Annotated in this window: 13 protein-coding genes; 11 read left to right on the top strand and 2 right to left on the bottom strand. The window is 70.5% G+C overall.

The features are described 5' to 3' along the window. From VGC56_RS11670 to VGC56_RS11620, 11 genes are all read left to right on the top strand, one after another. On the top strand, positions 1-462 hold a 462-nt coding region (locus VGC56_RS11670; protein WP_464125077.1), incomplete at its 5' end, for a type III PLP-dependent enzyme domain-containing protein. A gap of 155 nt (positions 463-617) precedes the next feature. Further along, complete coding sequence (locus VGC56_RS11665; protein WP_464125076.1) at positions 618-1,265, top strand: XrtA/PEP-CTERM system exopolysaccharide export protein; 648 nt, start codon at positions 618-620, stop codon at positions 1,263-1,265. A 53-nt stretch (positions 1,266-1,318) separates the two neighbouring features. Then, positions 1,319-2,845 (top strand): XrtA system polysaccharide chain length determinant, encoded by a 1,527-nt coding sequence (locus VGC56_RS11660; RefSeq protein WP_464125075.1) that lies wholly within the window; start codon positions 1,319-1,321, stop codon positions 2,843-2,845. A gap of 10 nt (positions 2,846-2,855) precedes the next feature. Continuing rightward, a complete protein-coding gene (locus tag VGC56_RS11655; RefSeq protein WP_464125074.1) occupies positions 2,856-3,824 on the top strand; it encodes a P-loop NTPase family protein in 969 nt (322 codons plus the stop codon). Continuing rightward, positions 3,821-5,452 (top strand): hypothetical protein, encoded by a 1,632-nt coding sequence (locus tag VGC56_RS11650; RefSeq protein ID WP_464125073.1) that lies wholly within the window; start codon positions 3,821-3,823, stop codon positions 5,450-5,452. Before VGC56_RS11655 ends, VGC56_RS11650 begins: the two co-directional genes overlap by 4 nt. Positions 5,453-5,470: 18 nt before the next feature. Next, positions 5,471-6,490: an AAA family ATPase gene (locus VGC56_RS11645; protein WP_464125072.1), complete on the top strand. Its 1,020-nt coding sequence runs from the start codon at positions 5,471-5,473 to the stop codon at positions 6,488-6,490. A 48-nt stretch (positions 6,491-6,538) separates the two neighbouring features. Beyond that, entirely contained in the window at positions 6,539-7,384 is an 846-nt protein-coding gene (locus VGC56_RS11640) for an XrtA system polysaccharide deacetylase (RefSeq protein ID WP_464125071.1), read from the top strand. Then, positions 7,381-8,403 carry a FemAB family XrtA/PEP-CTERM system-associated protein gene (locus tag VGC56_RS11635; RefSeq protein WP_464125070.1) on the top strand — a complete coding sequence of 341 codons (1,023 nt, stop codon included), beginning with the start codon at positions 7,381-7,383 and terminating at the stop codon, positions 8,401-8,403. Before VGC56_RS11640 ends, VGC56_RS11635 begins: the two co-directional genes overlap by 4 nt. Further along, the gene (locus tag VGC56_RS11630; protein ID WP_464125069.1) at positions 8,403-9,713 is read left to right on the top strand and encodes a TIGR03087 family PEP-CTERM/XrtA system glycosyltransferase; all 1,311 of its coding nucleotides are present in this window, start codon (positions 8,403-8,405) and stop codon (positions 9,711-9,713) included. Before VGC56_RS11635 ends, VGC56_RS11630 begins: the two co-directional genes overlap by 1 nt. Next, positions 9,710-11,263 (top strand): exosortase A, encoded by a 1,554-nt coding sequence (xrtA, locus tag VGC56_RS11625; protein WP_464125068.1) that lies wholly within the window; start codon positions 9,710-9,712, stop codon positions 11,261-11,263. Before VGC56_RS11630 ends, xrtA begins: the two co-directional genes overlap by 4 nt. A 1-nt stretch (position 11,264) precedes the next feature. Then, positions 11,265-13,196, top strand: coding sequence for an XrtA/PEP-CTERM system amidotransferase (locus VGC56_RS11620; protein WP_464125067.1), 1,932 nt, complete (start codon positions 11,265-11,267; stop codon positions 13,194-13,196). Here VGC56_RS11620 and truA read toward each other — a convergent pair. Together truA and fmt are read right to left on the bottom strand one after the other, a co-directional pair. After that, a complete protein-coding gene (truA, locus tag VGC56_RS11615; protein WP_464125066.1) occupies positions 13,151-13,909 on the bottom strand; it encodes a tRNA pseudouridine(38-40) synthase TruA in 759 nt (252 codons plus the stop codon). The genes VGC56_RS11620 and truA overlap by 46 nt on opposite strands. Further along, positions 13,906-14,808, bottom strand: coding sequence for a methionyl-tRNA formyltransferase (fmt, locus tag VGC56_RS11610; protein WP_464125065.1), 903 nt, complete (start codon positions 14,806-14,808; stop codon positions 13,906-13,908). The genes truA and fmt overlap by 4 nt, the downstream gene beginning before the upstream one ends. Positions 14,809-14,945 lie beyond the last annotated feature (137 nt).

Raw genomic sequence — 14,945 nt, 5'->3', positions numbered from 1 at the left:
AAGGTCGGTGAGGCGCTGCACGAGGCGCTCAAGGCGCGTCCGAAGATCCTCGCCGACAGCGGCTTCGCGATCGAGCTGGGCCGCTGGCTGGTGGGGGAGGCGGGCGTCTACCTCACCCGCATCGTCGACCGGAAGGTCAGCCACGGCAAGACCTTCCTCGTCACCGACGGTGGGATGCACCACCAGCTCGCCGCCTCGGGCAATTTCGGCCAGGTCGTCCGCCGCAACTACCCGGTCGCCATCGCGTCGCGCTTCGCCGCGCCGGCCGAGGAGGAAGCGAGCATCGTCGGCTGCCTGTGCACCCCGCTCGACCGCCTCGCCGACGACGTCATGCTGCCCCGCGCCGAAGTCGGCGACCTCGTCGCGGTGTTCCTCGCCGGCGCCTATGGCCTCTCGGCGAGCCCGCAGGCCTTTCTCGGGCACGAGCCGGCGCGCGAAATCGCCGTCGGCGAAGGGGCTTAACGCCCCGCCCGAGGGGCGTCCCGCAGCGGGACGCGCCGCCAAAGCGCGTTGTTCCTAACGGTAATTTTACCTCTTGGGCCCAAGAGCAGACCCAAAGCTGTGCCCGGTTTCTCCGGCATGGCCCGCAAGGTTCGAGCCCAAGAGGATATTTTCCGATGCGTGCACTGAGGCAAACCCGGATCACCCTTCTCCTCGGCGCCGGCGCCGTCGCGCTCAGCGGCTGCGCCTCCGGCGGCCGCTCCGGCAACCTGCTCCCCGCCGCGACCTTCGTCGGCAGCGACGACGTCAAGGCGGAGAAGTACATCATCGGCCCGCTCGACCAGCTGTCGATCTTCGTGTGGCGCAACCCGGAGCTCGGCGCGAAGGTGCAGGTCCGCCCCGACGGCATGATCACCACGCCGCTGATCACGGACTTGAATGCCGCCGGCAAGACGCCGGCCCAGCTCGCTGACGATATCCGCGTCTCGCTCGCTAAATATGTCGAGGACCCGCGGGTCTCGGTGATGGTGGACAGCTTCCAGGGCACCTACGCCCAGCAGATCCGCATCGTCGGCGCGACCGAGAAGCCGGCCGCGCTTCCCTACCGCGCCAACATGACCTTGCTGGACGCGATGATCCAGGTCGGCGGCCTCAGCCAGTACGCCGCCGGCAACCGCGCGCGCCTCATCCGCCACGACAAGGCGACGGGCGAGCAGAAGGAATATGACCTCCACATCGCGCGGCTGCTGAAGCGCGGCGACACCAGCGCCAACGTCCGGCTCGAGCCGGGCGACGTCATCATCATCCCCGAGAGCATGTTCTGACCGCCTGGCCGGATCGCCGCGACGAACCCTTTTAGCAGGACACGAGCCACCGCATGGACGGACTTTACGAACAGGCCCGGATCGCGCTCCACCAGGTGTGGCGCCGGCGCTGGCTCGCGCTCGGCGTCGCTTGGGGCCTGTGCCTCGTCGGCTGGCTGGTGGTCGCCCTCATCCCCAGCAAATATGAAAGCTCGGCGCGGGTCTTCGTGCAGATGCAGTCGGTGCTGCCCAACCAGGTCGGCATCACCGCGCAGGAGCGGGCGAGCGACCTCACCCGGCTGCGCCAGACCCTCACTTCGACCGGCAACCTCGAGAAGGTGGTGCGGCGGACCGAATTGAACGGCCTCGTCTCCACGGACCGCGATCTCGCCGCCCAGGTCGAGAAGCTGCGCGAGCAGATCAACGTCACCGCCCAGCAGGACAATCTGTTCGAGATCAGCGCCACCGGCAACGTCCGCGGCTTCTCCAACGCGCAGAATGCCCGCCTCGCCAACGCGATCGTCAAGAACCTCCTCGACCTATTCGTCGCCCCGCCGGGCGGCAACGGCACCGAATCGAACGAGGGCATCGCCTTCCTCGACCAGGAGCTGAAGCGCCGCGAGGGCCAGCTCCAGGCCGCCGAGCAGGCGCGGGTCCAGTTCGAGCAGCGCTATCTCGGGCTGCTGCCCGGCGAAGGCTCGGTCGAATCGCGGCTGGCCGGCGCCCGTGCCGAGCTCTCCAGCGTCGACAGCCAGCTCGTCCAGGCCCAGTCCTCGCTCGCAGCGCTGCGGGGTCAGCTCGGCAGCACGCCGCAGACCATTCCTGGCCTCGGCGGCTCGACCGGCGGGCCGGTTACCGCCCAGATCGAGGCTCTGCAGGCCCAGCTCTCGCAGGCTTCGGCACGCGGCTGGACCGATTCGCACCCGGACGTCATTGCTCTTCGCGCCCAGATCGCCCGCCTGAAGCCGCTTGCGGCGCGCGAGAGCCCCAATGCCGGCGGCATGACCAACCCGTCCTACGTGTCGCTGCGCACCACGATCGCGGAGAAAGAAGGGCAGGTCCAGGCAGCGAGCCAGCGCAAGGCGCAGCTCCAGGCCGACATGGCCCAGCTCGCCTCCAAGCAGGCGTCGGAGCCCGGCGTCGCCGCCGAGCAGGCCAAGCTCAACCGCGACTATGACGTCCTAAAGCGCCAATATGACAAGCTCGTCGAGGACCGCGAGCAGCTCCGCCTCCGCAGCGACGTGCAGTCCAAGACGGCGTCGATGACCTTCCGCGTCATCGATCCGCCGAGCCTGCCGACCGTACCGGTGTCGCCCAAGCGGCCGCTGCTCCTCACCCTCATCCTGTTGGCGGCGCTTGCCGCGGGCATCGGCGCGGCCTTCGTCAAGGGCCAGCTCCAGGCGACCTTCCCGACCCAGAACAAGCTAGCAGCCGCCACCGGACTGCCGGTGCTCGGCACCGTCACCGAAGTGTGGACCGAGGCGCGGCGCGCGCAGGCGCGGCAGCGGCTGGTCTGGCTGGTCGGCGGGGCAGGGGCGCTGGGCGCCGCTTATGCGGTGCTGATGGTCGTCGAATTCTGGCAGCGCAGCACGGTCGCGTGAGGGGCAAGAGATGAACCAGCATAGCCCTCTCGCGCGCCGCGGCTCCCTCCTCGAACGGGCCGCCGAGCTGTACGGCTTCGGCCTCGCCCCGCCGCCGCCGGTGGCGCAGGCTGAGCCTGCACCCTTCCGGCAGGCTGAGCCTGCACCCGTCCGGCAGGCTGAGCCTGCACCCGTCTATGAGCCGGCGCCTGCGCCCGTTGCCGAGGCGCCAAAGCCTGCGCCGAAGCGCGCGGCGCTGCCGGTGCCGGTCGGCCCCGTCCACCCGATCGACCGCCGCCGCTTGAAGCAGGGCGCGCTGATCGAGCCGGAGGCGCCGGTCGGCGCGCTCGCCGAGGAGTTCCGCATCGTCAAGCGCCAGCTGCTCCTCAATGCCCGAGCCATGACCGGCGTCGCCGAGGAGAAGAAGCGCACCATTCTCCTCTGCTCGGCCCAGCCAGGGGAGGGGAAGACCTTCTGCGCCCTCAATCTCGCCCTCTCCATCTCCGGCGAACCCGACACCGAAGTTCTGCTGGTCGACGGCGATTTCCCCAACCCGCAGGTCATGAAGACCCTGGGTCTCGAGGCGGACACCGGCCTCGTCGACGCCATTGCCGACCCGCGGCTCGATCCGGAGAGCCTGGTGCTGCGCACGGACCTTCCCGGCCTCTCGATCCTGCCGGGCGGGCGCCAGGTCGCCAACGTCACCGAATTGCTCGCCTCGGAGCGGGCGAAGGACGTTTTCGCCCGGTTGGCGGAGCGGCCCAACCGCATCATTTTGTTCGATTCCCCGCCCGCCCTCATGGCATCCCCCGCCACCGTGCTTGCCGGCTATGCCGGGCAGCTGGTGATGGTGGTCGGCGCCGACCGGACGAGCGAGGCGGACCTCCGGGAGGCGATCGAGCTCCTCTCGGCCTGTGAGCGTGTCAGCCTGCTGCTGAACGGTGCCGGCTTCGCCGCCGGCGGACGCCGCTTCGGCGCCTATTATGGATATGGCCAATGAACCGCGCCTCCTCCTTCAAGCGGGGAGCCCTCGCGCTCGCCGCGCTTGCCGCCTCGGGGCTGCTCGCCACCGCGCCCGGCGACAGCCAGACGCATTCGAGCATCCATCCGTACCTGGAGATCCAGCAGGTGCTGACCGCCGATTTCAACGGCGGCGACGTCCTCACCTATACCGGTGTCGGCGGCGGCATCGACGCGACCATCCAGAGCCGGCGCGTCACCGCGACGATCAGCTACGATTACCAGCGCCGCATCGCCTGGAACCGCGACATCAAGGACCATGACGTCCACACCGGCCTCGCCGCCGCGCATATCGAGCTGGTGCCCGGCACCCTGTCGTTCGACGCCGGTGCCATCGCGACCCGCGGCCAGAGCGACATCTCGGCCCCCGTCGCGGCGCTCCGCACCAGCACCGACGCCCATCTCGCCAACGTCTATTCGGCTTATGCCGGCCCGACCTTCAACTCCCATGTCGGCCCGGTGAAGGTCGGCGCCGCCTATCGGCTGGGCTACGTCTATGTCGACGACAACGACGTCACCGGCGGCACACTTCCGGCGGGCGCCACCCGTGTCGAGCGCTACAAGGGCAGCCTCGTCCAGAACGCCACGGTCTCGGCGGGCATGGCCCCTGGCGTCCTCCCCTTCGGCTGGACCGTCGGCGCCGGCTACGTCCGCGAGGACCAGCAGCGCTTCAAGTCCAAGTTCGAAGGCAAGTACGTCCGCGGCGACGTCGTCGTCCCCTTGGGCCCGACCTTCGCCGTCACCGGCGGCATCGGCTACGAGAAGGACAATTCGAGCCAGCAGGACATATTGCGCGATGCCGCCGGCCTGCCGGTGGTGGGCCCCAACGGCCAGGTCTATGCCGATCCGACCAAGCCCCGCCTCCTGACCTATGACGAGAGCGGTCTCATCTGGGACGCCGGCGTGATCTGGCGCCCGAATCCGCGCACCGAGCTGCAGGCGCGGTTCGGACATCGTTATGGTGGAACGACTTACACGGGGTCGCTCCAGCACCGTATCAACGACAGCTACGTCATCACCGCCGCCGTCTTCGACGATGTCAGCAGCTTCGGCCGCCTGATGATCGCCGACCTGTCCGGCGTGCCGAGCACCTTCCAGGTGCCGCGCACCGGCCTCGGCGGCATCGGCGGCTTGGGCGGCTGCGTGTTCGGCGACAAGGGCAAGGGCCAGTGCTTCGACGACGCGCTGCAGTCCGTCGCCAATTTCAACTTCCGCAACCGCGGCGCGACCCTCCGCTTCACCGGCGATCGCGGCGTGTGGAATTTCGGCCTCGGCGCCACCTACGCCAACCGCCGTTATTACGCCCCGCCGGGCGCCGACTTCCTGCTCTACGGCGTCACCGACCAGAGCTTCACCGTCGACGGCCGCATCGGCCGCCGCCTGACCCGCCGCTCGGGCATCGATTTCGACGCCTTCGCCGGCTGGTACGACAGCGGCCGCCCCGGCATCGGCTCGGGCAACAGCGAGGGCGTGACGGCGAGCTACTACCGCACCGTGTTCGGAGACCGCGTCCAGGCCAACATCCAGGCGGGCGTCTATTCGAGCCACGGCAGTGATTACGACCGCACCTACGGCACGATCCTGTTCGGCCTCCGCTACGGCTTCTGAGCGGAGAGGGAGACAAGAATGTACACCGACGAATACGGCCTCTCCGCCCCGCCGTTCCAGCTGACGCCGGACGCGCGCTTCTGGTTCGACAGCCGCACCCATAAAAAGGCGATGGCCTATCTGGGCTACGGCCTCGCCCAGGGCGAAGGCTTCATCGTCGTCACCGGCGAGATCGGCGCGGGCAAGTCGACCCTCGTCGCCCACCTCCTCGCCACCATCGACCGGGAGCGGCTGAACGCCGTCAGCCTCGTCTCCACCCAGGTCGAGGGCGACGACATGCTCCGCCTTGTCGCCCAGGGCCTCGGCCTCGCCGGCGAGGGCCCGAAGGCGCGGGTTCTTGACGAGGTCGAGCGCAGGCTCTCCGACGAAGCCCGCCGCGGCCGCCGCACGCTCCTTGTGGTCGACGAGGTACAGAGCCTGTCGGTCTCGGCGCTCGAAGAGCTTCGCATGCTTTCGAACTTCACCAGCCAGGGCCGTGCCCTGGTCCAGATCTTCCTGCTCGGCCAGCCCGAGTTCCGCGCCAAGCTCGGCGAGGGCGGGCTCGAGCAATTGCGCCAGCGCGTCATCGCCACCCACCATCTCGAGCCGATGGAGGCGAACGAGGTCGAGCCCTACCTCATCCACCGCCTGACCGTCGCCGGCTGGGCGGGCCGCCCCGGCTTCACCGCCGACGCTTATGCGGCGCTCTACCGCCATTCGGGCGGCATCCCGCGCCGCCTCAACCAGTTCGCCAGCCGCCTCCTCCTTCACGCCGGCATGGAGCGGCTGGAGACGGTCGGCGGCGACGCGGTCGAAGCGGTGGTCGCGGACCTCGCCGAGGACACGCCCCAGCGCGCGGCGGCCCCCGCGCCGATCCGCTCCGGGCCGACCGCGGTCCCCACCTCCGAGCCGCAGCGCGATTTCGCCCTCGAGCGCCGCCTCGCGACGCTGGAGGCGCGGGTCGACGAGCAGGAGAAAGCCGTCCGCCGCGTGTTGACCCTGCTCGTCGAATGGGTCGAGAACGGCCAGCAGGCGCCGGGCTACACGAACGCGGCCTGAGGCCGTGCACCGCATGCCGGCAACAGGGATTCAGGGGGCGCAATCGCAATGCTGAACGCCCTTTCCTGCGACGTCGAGGACTGGTTCCAGGTCGGCGCCTTCGAGAAGGTCATCGCCAAGAGCGACTGGGACAGCCTGCCCCAGCGCGTCGAGCGCAACGCCGACGCCGTCCTCGCTCTCTTCGAGGAGGCGGGGGTGAAGGGCACCTTCTTCACCCTCGGCTGGGTGGCGGAGCGCTATCCCGCCCTCATCCGCCGCATCGCCGCGGCGGGGCACGAGGTCGCCAGCCACGGCTGGGACCATGACCGGGTCTTCACCCTCGCGCCGGAAGCCTTCCGCGCCGACCTGCGCCGCGCCCACGCCGCCATCGCCGAAGCCGCAGGAGCCGAGCCCAAGGGCTACCGCGCCCCGAGCTTCTCCATCGACGCCCGCACCCCCTGGGCCCACCAGATCCTCGCCGAGGAGGGCTATGCCTATTCCTCCAGCGTCGCGCCGCTCGCCCACGACCATTATGGCTGGCCCGAGGCCCCGAGGTTCGCCTTCCGCCCGCTCGCGAACTCGACGCTGATCGAGCTCCCGGTCACCACCGTGAACGTCGCCGGCCGCCGCCTGGCCGCGGGGGGCGGTGGCTTTTTCCGCCTGCTCCCCTACGCCTTTTCGAGCTGGGCGATCCGCCGCGTCAATCGCGACGAGGGCCGGCCCGCCATCTTCTATTTCCACCCCTGGGAGATCGACCCCGGCCAGCCGCGGGTCGCGCAGGCGCCGCTCAAATCCCGCCTGCGCCACTACAGTCGCCTGTCAGCGATGCGCGGGAAGCTCCTGAAATTGCTCGGCAGCTACGAATGGACGCGCACAGACGCCGTGGCGGCATCGGAAGCGGCGAGGCTGTCATGAACGCCTTCGCGCCCGTCGAGGCGCTCACCGTCCGCGTCGCTGGACCGGGGGACCGGGCGGCGATCCGCGCCTTCGTCGAAGCGCAGCCCGACGCCACGCCCTTCCACCTCCCGGAATGGAGCGAGGCGATAGGGCGCGGCTGCGGCCAGCACAGCCTCACCCTCGTCGCCGAGCGGGGAGGGCGGATCGCCGGCCTCCTGCCGCTGACCCACGTTCGCTCGCCGTTGTTCGGCTCCGCCCTCGTCTCGACCGGCTTCGGCGTCGAAGGCGGCGTGCTGGGCCAGGAGGCGGACGCGCTCGCTGAAGCCGCCTGGCGCCTCGCTGAGGACCGCGCCTGCTCCTCGGTCGAATTGCGCGGCGGCCCCATCCCCACCGGCTGGGCACGCAAGGAGGGCCTCTACCATGGCTTCGCCCGCGATCTGCCGCAGGACGACGAGGCGATCCTCAAGACCATCCCCCGCAAGCAGCGCGCCGAAGTCCGCCGCGCCCTGAGCTTCGGCCTCGACGTGACCGTCAACCGCGACACGGCCGCCCATTACCGCGTCTATTCGGAGAGCGTCCGCAACCTCGGCACCCCCGTTTTCCCGCGCGCGCTGTTCGAGGCGGTGCTCGACGGCCTCGACACCGACGTCCTCACCGTGAGCCGCGACGGCACCCCGCTCGCCTCGGTGCTGACCCTCTATTTCCGCGGCACCGTATATCCTTATTGGGGCGGGGGCACGCGTGACGCCCGTTCCGCACGGGCCAACGAGCTCATGTATTTCGAACTGATGCGCCACGCCGCCCGCCGCGGCTGCACCCGCTTCGACTTCGGCCGCTCAAAGGCCGGCACCGGCGCGTTCGCCTACAAGAAGAATTGGGGCTTCGAGCCTCGGCCGCTCGTCTACGCGATCAAGGGCGAGGCGCGCGAGACCAACCCGCTGTCGCCCAAATACCGCCTCCAGGTCGCCGCCTGGAAGAAGCTCCCTTTGTGGCTTGCCAACCGCCTCGGCCCGCCGATCGCAAGGGGCCTCGGCTGATGGAGACGTTGTTCCTCGCCCACCGTATCCCGTTCCCGCCCGACCGCGGCGACAAGATCCGCTCGTGGCACATCCTCAAGCACCTCGCGATGCTCGGCCGCGTCCACCTCGCCTGCTTCGCCGACGATGAAGCCGACGCCGCCCACTTGCCCGCCCTCCGCGATGCGCTGGGCGGCGCGCTGGGCGAGGCCCATGTCCAAATCCGCCGCACCGGCAAGGCCACCGCCGCCGGGCGGGCGCTGCTCGAGGGCAAGCCGGTGTCGCTCACGATGTTCGACAGCGCCGAGCTGCGCAGGTTTGTCACAAGTATGCTCGGCGGAGCAGTCGACACCGTCTTCGCTTTCTCCGGACAGATGGCGCAGTTCGTGCCGGAGCGGCTCCGTCAGCGCTTCGTGATGGACTTCGTCGACATGGATTCAGCCAAGTTCGCCGCTTATGCCGACGCCGGCGGCCCGCTCGCCGTCATCCACCGCCGCGAGGCGAAGCGGCTGTTCGCCTTCGAGCGCGCCGTCGCCGTCCGCGCCGACGCCAGCCTGTTCGTCAGCGAGGCGGAAGCGGCGCTGTTCCGCGCCCGCGCCGGGCTGCCGCATGCCGACATCCGCGCGCTGGCCAACGGCGTAGACCTCGATTTCTACCGGCCCGGTATCGTCCCAGCGGCCGAGGCGCCGCGCCCGCTCGTCGTCTTCACCGGGCAGATGGACTACGCCCCCAACATCGACGCCGTCACTTGGTTCGCCGCCGAGGTGATGCCGAGGCTCTCCGCCACCTTCGCCATCGTTGGGCGCAACCCGACCGACGCGGTGCGCCGGCTGGCCTCCGACCGCGTGACCGTCACCGGCGCGGTGCCGGACGTGCGCTGCTGGCTCGAAGCCGCTGACGTCGTCGTCGCGCCGCTGCGCATCGCCCGCGGCATCCAGAACAAGGTGCTGGAGGCAATGGCGATGGGCCGCCCCGTCGTCGCCACCCCCGCCGCGTTCGAGGGGATCGAGGCGGAACCCAGGCGCGACGTCCTCGTCGCCGAGGGTGCCGACGCGCAGGCGGAGGCAGTCGCTGCCCTCCTCGCCGACCCCGCCCGCGCCGCCGCCTTGGGCGCTGCCGGGCGCAGGCGGATGGAGGAAGGCTATCGCTGGGACGTCCGCCTCGCGCCCCTCGCCGCCTTGTGCCTCCCTGCCCGCGAAGCGGGTGGGGAGGGGGACCACCCGAAGGGTGGTGGAGGGGTATTCGCAACGCGCCTCGGCAAAGACCCCTCCACCAGCGTCGCTGGTCCCCCTCCCCATCTGGCGATGGGGAGGCACGGACAGGCAGCATGACGGCAGTCCTTCCCATCGTCCGGGCCGAGCCCACCACCGCTTCGGGCTGGCGTCTCCACACCGCCGTGCTCGCGGCCCTGTGGGCGGCTTTGCTCCTGCTGTTCCGGCAGGACGCCGCCGATATCGCAAACCTCTGGTACAACAGCTCGACCTTCAACCATTGCCTGCTGATCGTGCCGCTGATCGGCTGGCTGGTCTGGCAGCGCTGGCCCGAGCTCCGCCGCCTTGCGCCCGCCGCCTGGACGCCCGGCCTCGCCCTCGTCGCCGCCGGCGCTGTGGCCTGGCTGCTTGGCGAGGCGGGGGGCCTCTCGCTCGCCCGCCACATCGGCCTCGTTCTGATGCTGCAGGGCGCCGTAATCGCCTGCCTCGGCAAGGCGGTGGCGCGAGGGCTCGCCTTTCCGCTCTTCTACGCCTTGTTCCTGATCCCGGCCGGCGAGGAACTGGTCCCACCGATGCAGACGCTGACGGCGAAGATGAGCATGGCGCTGCTCGCCTTGACCCACGTTCCCGCCCGCATCGAAGGCATCTTCATCACCACCCCCACCGGCCTGTTCCAGGTCGCCGAGGCCTGCTCGGGCGTGAAGTTCCTCGTTGCCATGGCCGCCTACGGGGCGCTCGCCGCGAACCTGTGCTTCCGCTCCTGGCGGCGCCGCGTGGCGTTCGTCGCCGCGGCGCTCATCGTCCCGATCCTCGCCAACGGCGTCCGCGCCTGGGGGACGATCTACGTCGCCTACCGCGCCCACAGCATGGATTTCGCGGCGAGCTTCGACCATGTCTTTTATGGCTGGATCTTCTTCGCGATCGTCATCGCCATCGTGATGGGCGCCGCCTGGCCCTTCTTCGACCGCAAGGCGAGCGACCCGTGGTTCGATCCGGCCGACCTGCAGCCCGTGGGCACGCCGGCCGGGGCGCGCAACCGCCTCGTGCTCGCCGCCGCCGCCGCGTTCGGGCTCGCCGCGGCCGCGCCTTTGTGGTCCGCCGCAATTGCCGCGACCGGAGCGGCGCCGGTTCCCGCCGGCATTCGCATGCCTCCCGTCGCGGGTTGGACGCAGGTCCCGGACCGGGGCGGGCGCGCCTGGGCCCCGCATTTCGCCGGTGCCGATCGGATCGCCTCCGGCCGCTACCGGGACCGCTCCGGACGGGAAGTCGACCTCTGGCTCGTCGTCTACGCCCGGCAGGAGCCGGCGCGGAAACTGGTCGGCTTCGGCCAGGGCGCGGCGGAGCCGGGCGGCGACTGGGCCTGGACCACCGATGCCCCACCCCCTTCCGGCGGCAAGTCCGAACGGATCTTCTCCAACGGCAGCGTCCGCGAGGTCGCAAGCTTCTACCGCGTCGGCTCGATCCTCACCGGCAGCCCGGCGCAGGTGAAGCTCGCGACGATGAAGGCGCACTTGCTTGGCGGGCCGCAGCGGGCCGTCGCCGTCCTCGTCTCGGCGGTGGAGCCGGCGGGGCAGGGGAGCGCCCGCCCTGCGATAGATGCATTCCTCAATGCGGCGGGCCCCGTCGCGGCGCTTGCCGACGCCGCCGCCGGCCTGCCAGGGACGCACTGACATGTGCGGCATTGCAGGCCTATTCCACCCCGACGTTCCCAAGCCGGTCGAACCCGCGCGGATCCGCGCCATGGCCGACACCCTCGCCCATCGCGGCCCCGACGGCAGCGGCGTCTGGACCGCGCCGGGCGTCGGCTTCGGCCACCGCCGCCTCTCGATCATCGATCTGGAGGGCGGCCTCCAGCCGATGGTGTCGGCCGACCGCGAGCTTGCCATCACCTACAATGGCGAAATCTACAATTTCCGTGAGATCAGGGGCGAACTGGAGAGGCTCGGCCACATCTTCGCTACCCAATCGGACACCGAGGTGATCCTGGCGTCATGGCGGCAATGGGGCCCGTCCTGCCTCGGCCGCTTCAACGGCATGTTCGCCTTCGCCCTCTACGACGCCGCCGAGGACGCGCTGTTCCTCGCCCGCGACCGGCTCGGCGTGAAGCCGCTCTTCCTCGCCACGCTGCCCGACGGGGCGCTCATCTTCGGCTCGGAACTGAAGGCCCTCCTCGCCCACCCGCGCCTGCGCCGCGAGCCGAACCCGCAGGCTGTCGAGGACTTCCTCGCCTTGGGCTATGTCCCCGACGACGCGTCGATCGTCGCCGGCGTCTCGAAGCTCCCCGCCGGCCATTATCTCCTCGTAAGGCGGGGGAGGGCTGTGCCGGCGCCGGTCAAATGGTGGGACGTCGATTTCTCCAGCCCCTCCACCGCCCCGGCCTCCGCGCTCGAAGAGGAGCTGGTCGAGCGCCTGCGCGAGGCGGTCACCTCGCGCATGGTCGCCGACGTGCCGCTGGGCGCGTTCCTGTCCGGCGGGGTCGACAGCTCGGCGGTCGTCGCCTTCATGGCCGAGGCGAGCCGCAGGGCGGTCGAGACCTGCGCCATCGGTTTCGACGTCGCCGACCATGACGAAACGCGCTTCGCCGCAATGGTCGCCGAGCGGTTCGCCACCGCGCACCGCACCCGCACCGTCGCCAGCGACGATTTCACCCTGATCGACACCCTGGCCGACTCTTTCGACGAACCCTTCGCCGACGCTTCCGCCATCGGCACCTACCGCGTGTCGGAACTGGCGCGGGAACGGGTCAAGGTCGCCCTCTCCGGCGACGGGGCCGACGAGGCTTTCGCCGGCTACCGCCGCTACCGGCTGTTCAGCGCCGAGGAGCGCGTCCGCCGCCTGCTGCCGCAAGGCGCGCGCGGGGCGATCGGCGCGGCCGGGGCGGTTTATCCGAAGCTCGACTGGGCGCCCCAGTTCCTGCGGGCCAAGACCACCCTCGTCGCCCTCGGCCGCTCCGCCGAGGAGGCCTATGCCGACGCGGTGACGGCCACTTCTCGGCCTGTCCGAACAATGCTTTACAGCTCGCACTTCAGGCAGCTTCTCCAGGGCCACCGCGCCGAACAGCGGTACGTCCAGACGATGCGCCAGGCGCCGGCAAACGACGCCCTCTCCCGCGCCCAATATGCCGACCTCAAAATCTGGCTCCCCGGCGACATCCTCACCAAGGTCGACCGCGCCTCGATGGCCGTCAGCCTCGAAGCGCGCGAGCCGCTCCTCGACCACCGCCTCGTCGAGTTCGCCGCCCGCCTGCCCGCCAAACTCCGCCTCCGCGGCGGCTCGGGCAAATGGCTGCTGAAGAAAGCGCTCGGCGGCCGTCTCCCGCCCGAAATCCTCCACCGGCGCAAGATGGGCTTCGTCACCCCCGTCTCCGCCTGGTTCCGCGGGCCCCTCGCCGCCGAAGCCGCGGCCATCGCCCACAGCCCCGCCTTCGCCGAACTGGGGTGGCTCGAGCCCGCCGCCATCGCCAGGATCGCCGCCGACCACCGTGCCGGCCGGGGCGAGCATGGCCGCCTGCTCTGGCAGCTGCTGATGCTCGACAAGTCCCTCCAGCGCCTGTTCGGCTACGGGACCTCGGCCTCGTCCCGATATTTCGCCGCGACGAAATAGAGGCCGTCCGGCGGCGCGTTCAGCCCCAGAGCGGCGCGGTCCGTCGCCTCCAGCGCCGCCCGCAAATCACCCGCCGACCACTTTCCCCGCCCGACCAGCTGCAGGCAGCCGACCATCGAGCGCACCTGGTGGTGGAGGAACGAGCGTGCGGCCGCGTGGACGGAGAGGGCGTCGCCGTCGCGCGCCACGTCTAGGCGGTCGAGCGTCTTGACCGGGCTCTCCGCCTGGCAATGGGCCGAGCGAAAGGTGGTGAAATCGTGCCGCCCGACCAGTGCCTGTGCCGCCGCGTGCATCGCATCTTCATCAAGCGGCACGGCCACCTGCCACGCCCGCCCCGCCTCCAGCGCCAGCGGCGCGCGCCGGTTGACGATCCGGTAGACGTAGCGGCGCCCGACGCAGCTGAACCGCGCGTGCCAGTCGTCGGCCACGGCTTCGGCCTTCAGCACTGCCACCGGCAGCGGCCTCAGCCGCGCGTTCAGCGCCTCGGAAAGGCGGAAGGCGGTGATCGGCTTTTCGACATCGACATGCGCCGCCATTGCGTAAGCATGCACACCGGCATCGGTGCGGCCGGCGGCGTGGAGCACCGCCGCCTCGCCGGTGACCGCCGCGACCGCCTCCTCGATCGCTTGCTGAACGGACGGCCCGTGCGCCTGCCGCTGCCAGCCCATGAACGGCCGGCCGTCATATTCGACCGTCAGCCGGAAGCGCGTCAAAGCATTGTGCCGGTCGGGATGGGGAATCCGCGCAGCAACTCCGCGGGGGCCATTGCTCCTCGCCCTGCCCGCTGCACCAGGGTCGGCCGCAGCGCTCCCTCTCCGCAGGCGATCGTGAGCGCATCGTCGAGCACAGTCCCGGGCGCACCCGCTCCCGCGACGGCCTCGGCGGAATGCATCTTTATGCGTTCGCCTGCATATTCGAAGAAGGCGCCCGGTACGGGATTGAACGCCCGCACCTGACGCTCCGCCTCCGCGGCGCTGCCCGAAAAGTCGAGCCGCGCCTCATGCTTCTCGATCTTCGAAGCGTAAGTGACGCCATGCTCGGGCTGTGGCCTCGCGCCGAGTTTGGGTAGGCGGGCCAGTACGGAGACGATCAGCTCGGCACCGATCCCCGCCAGTTCCGCCGTCAACTCCCCTGCCGTCTTCCCGTCCACCTCCGCCGGCCAGTTCGCCAGCATGGGGCCCGTATCGAGCCCCCGCTCCATCTGCATGATGGTGACGCCGGTGCGGGTGTCGCCGGCGAGGATCGCGCGCTGGATCGGCGCGGCGCCACGCCACCGCGGCAGCAGCGAGGCGTGCACGTTGAGGCAGCCGAGCCGCGGCGCATCGAGGATCGGCTGCGGGAGGATGAGGCCGTAGGCGGCCACCAATGCGACATCGAGCGCGAGGGCGCGAAACGCCGCCTGCTCGTCCTCGGACCGGAGCGAGATCGGCGTCCGCACCTCGATCCCCGCCGCCTCCGCCCGCGCCTGCACCGGCGACGGCCTCAGCGCCTTGCCGCGCCCCGCCGGCCGCGGCGGCTGCGCGTAGACGGCGGCGACGTCGTGTCCGGCGCCGATGAGCGCGTCGAGCGTCGGCACCGCAAAGTCCGGCGTTCCCATGAAAGCGATCCGCATGGCGTTGCTCTTAGCCAATCCTCCCCAGGACGGGGAGGGGGACCGTGCGAAGCATGGTGGAGGGGGTCTTGAGCCCAGGCAGTGCCGGCGACGAACCCCCTCCACCACGCGCTGGCGCGCGCGGTTCCCCTCCCCGT

The sequence above is a fragment of the Allosphingosinicella sp. genome, from assembly GCF_036403745.1.
In the GTDB taxonomy this organism is placed as follows: Bacteria; Pseudomonadota; Alphaproteobacteria; order Sphingomonadales; family Sphingomonadaceae; genus Allosphingosinicella.
This window is presented reverse-complemented; position numbering and strand designations above follow the sequence as displayed.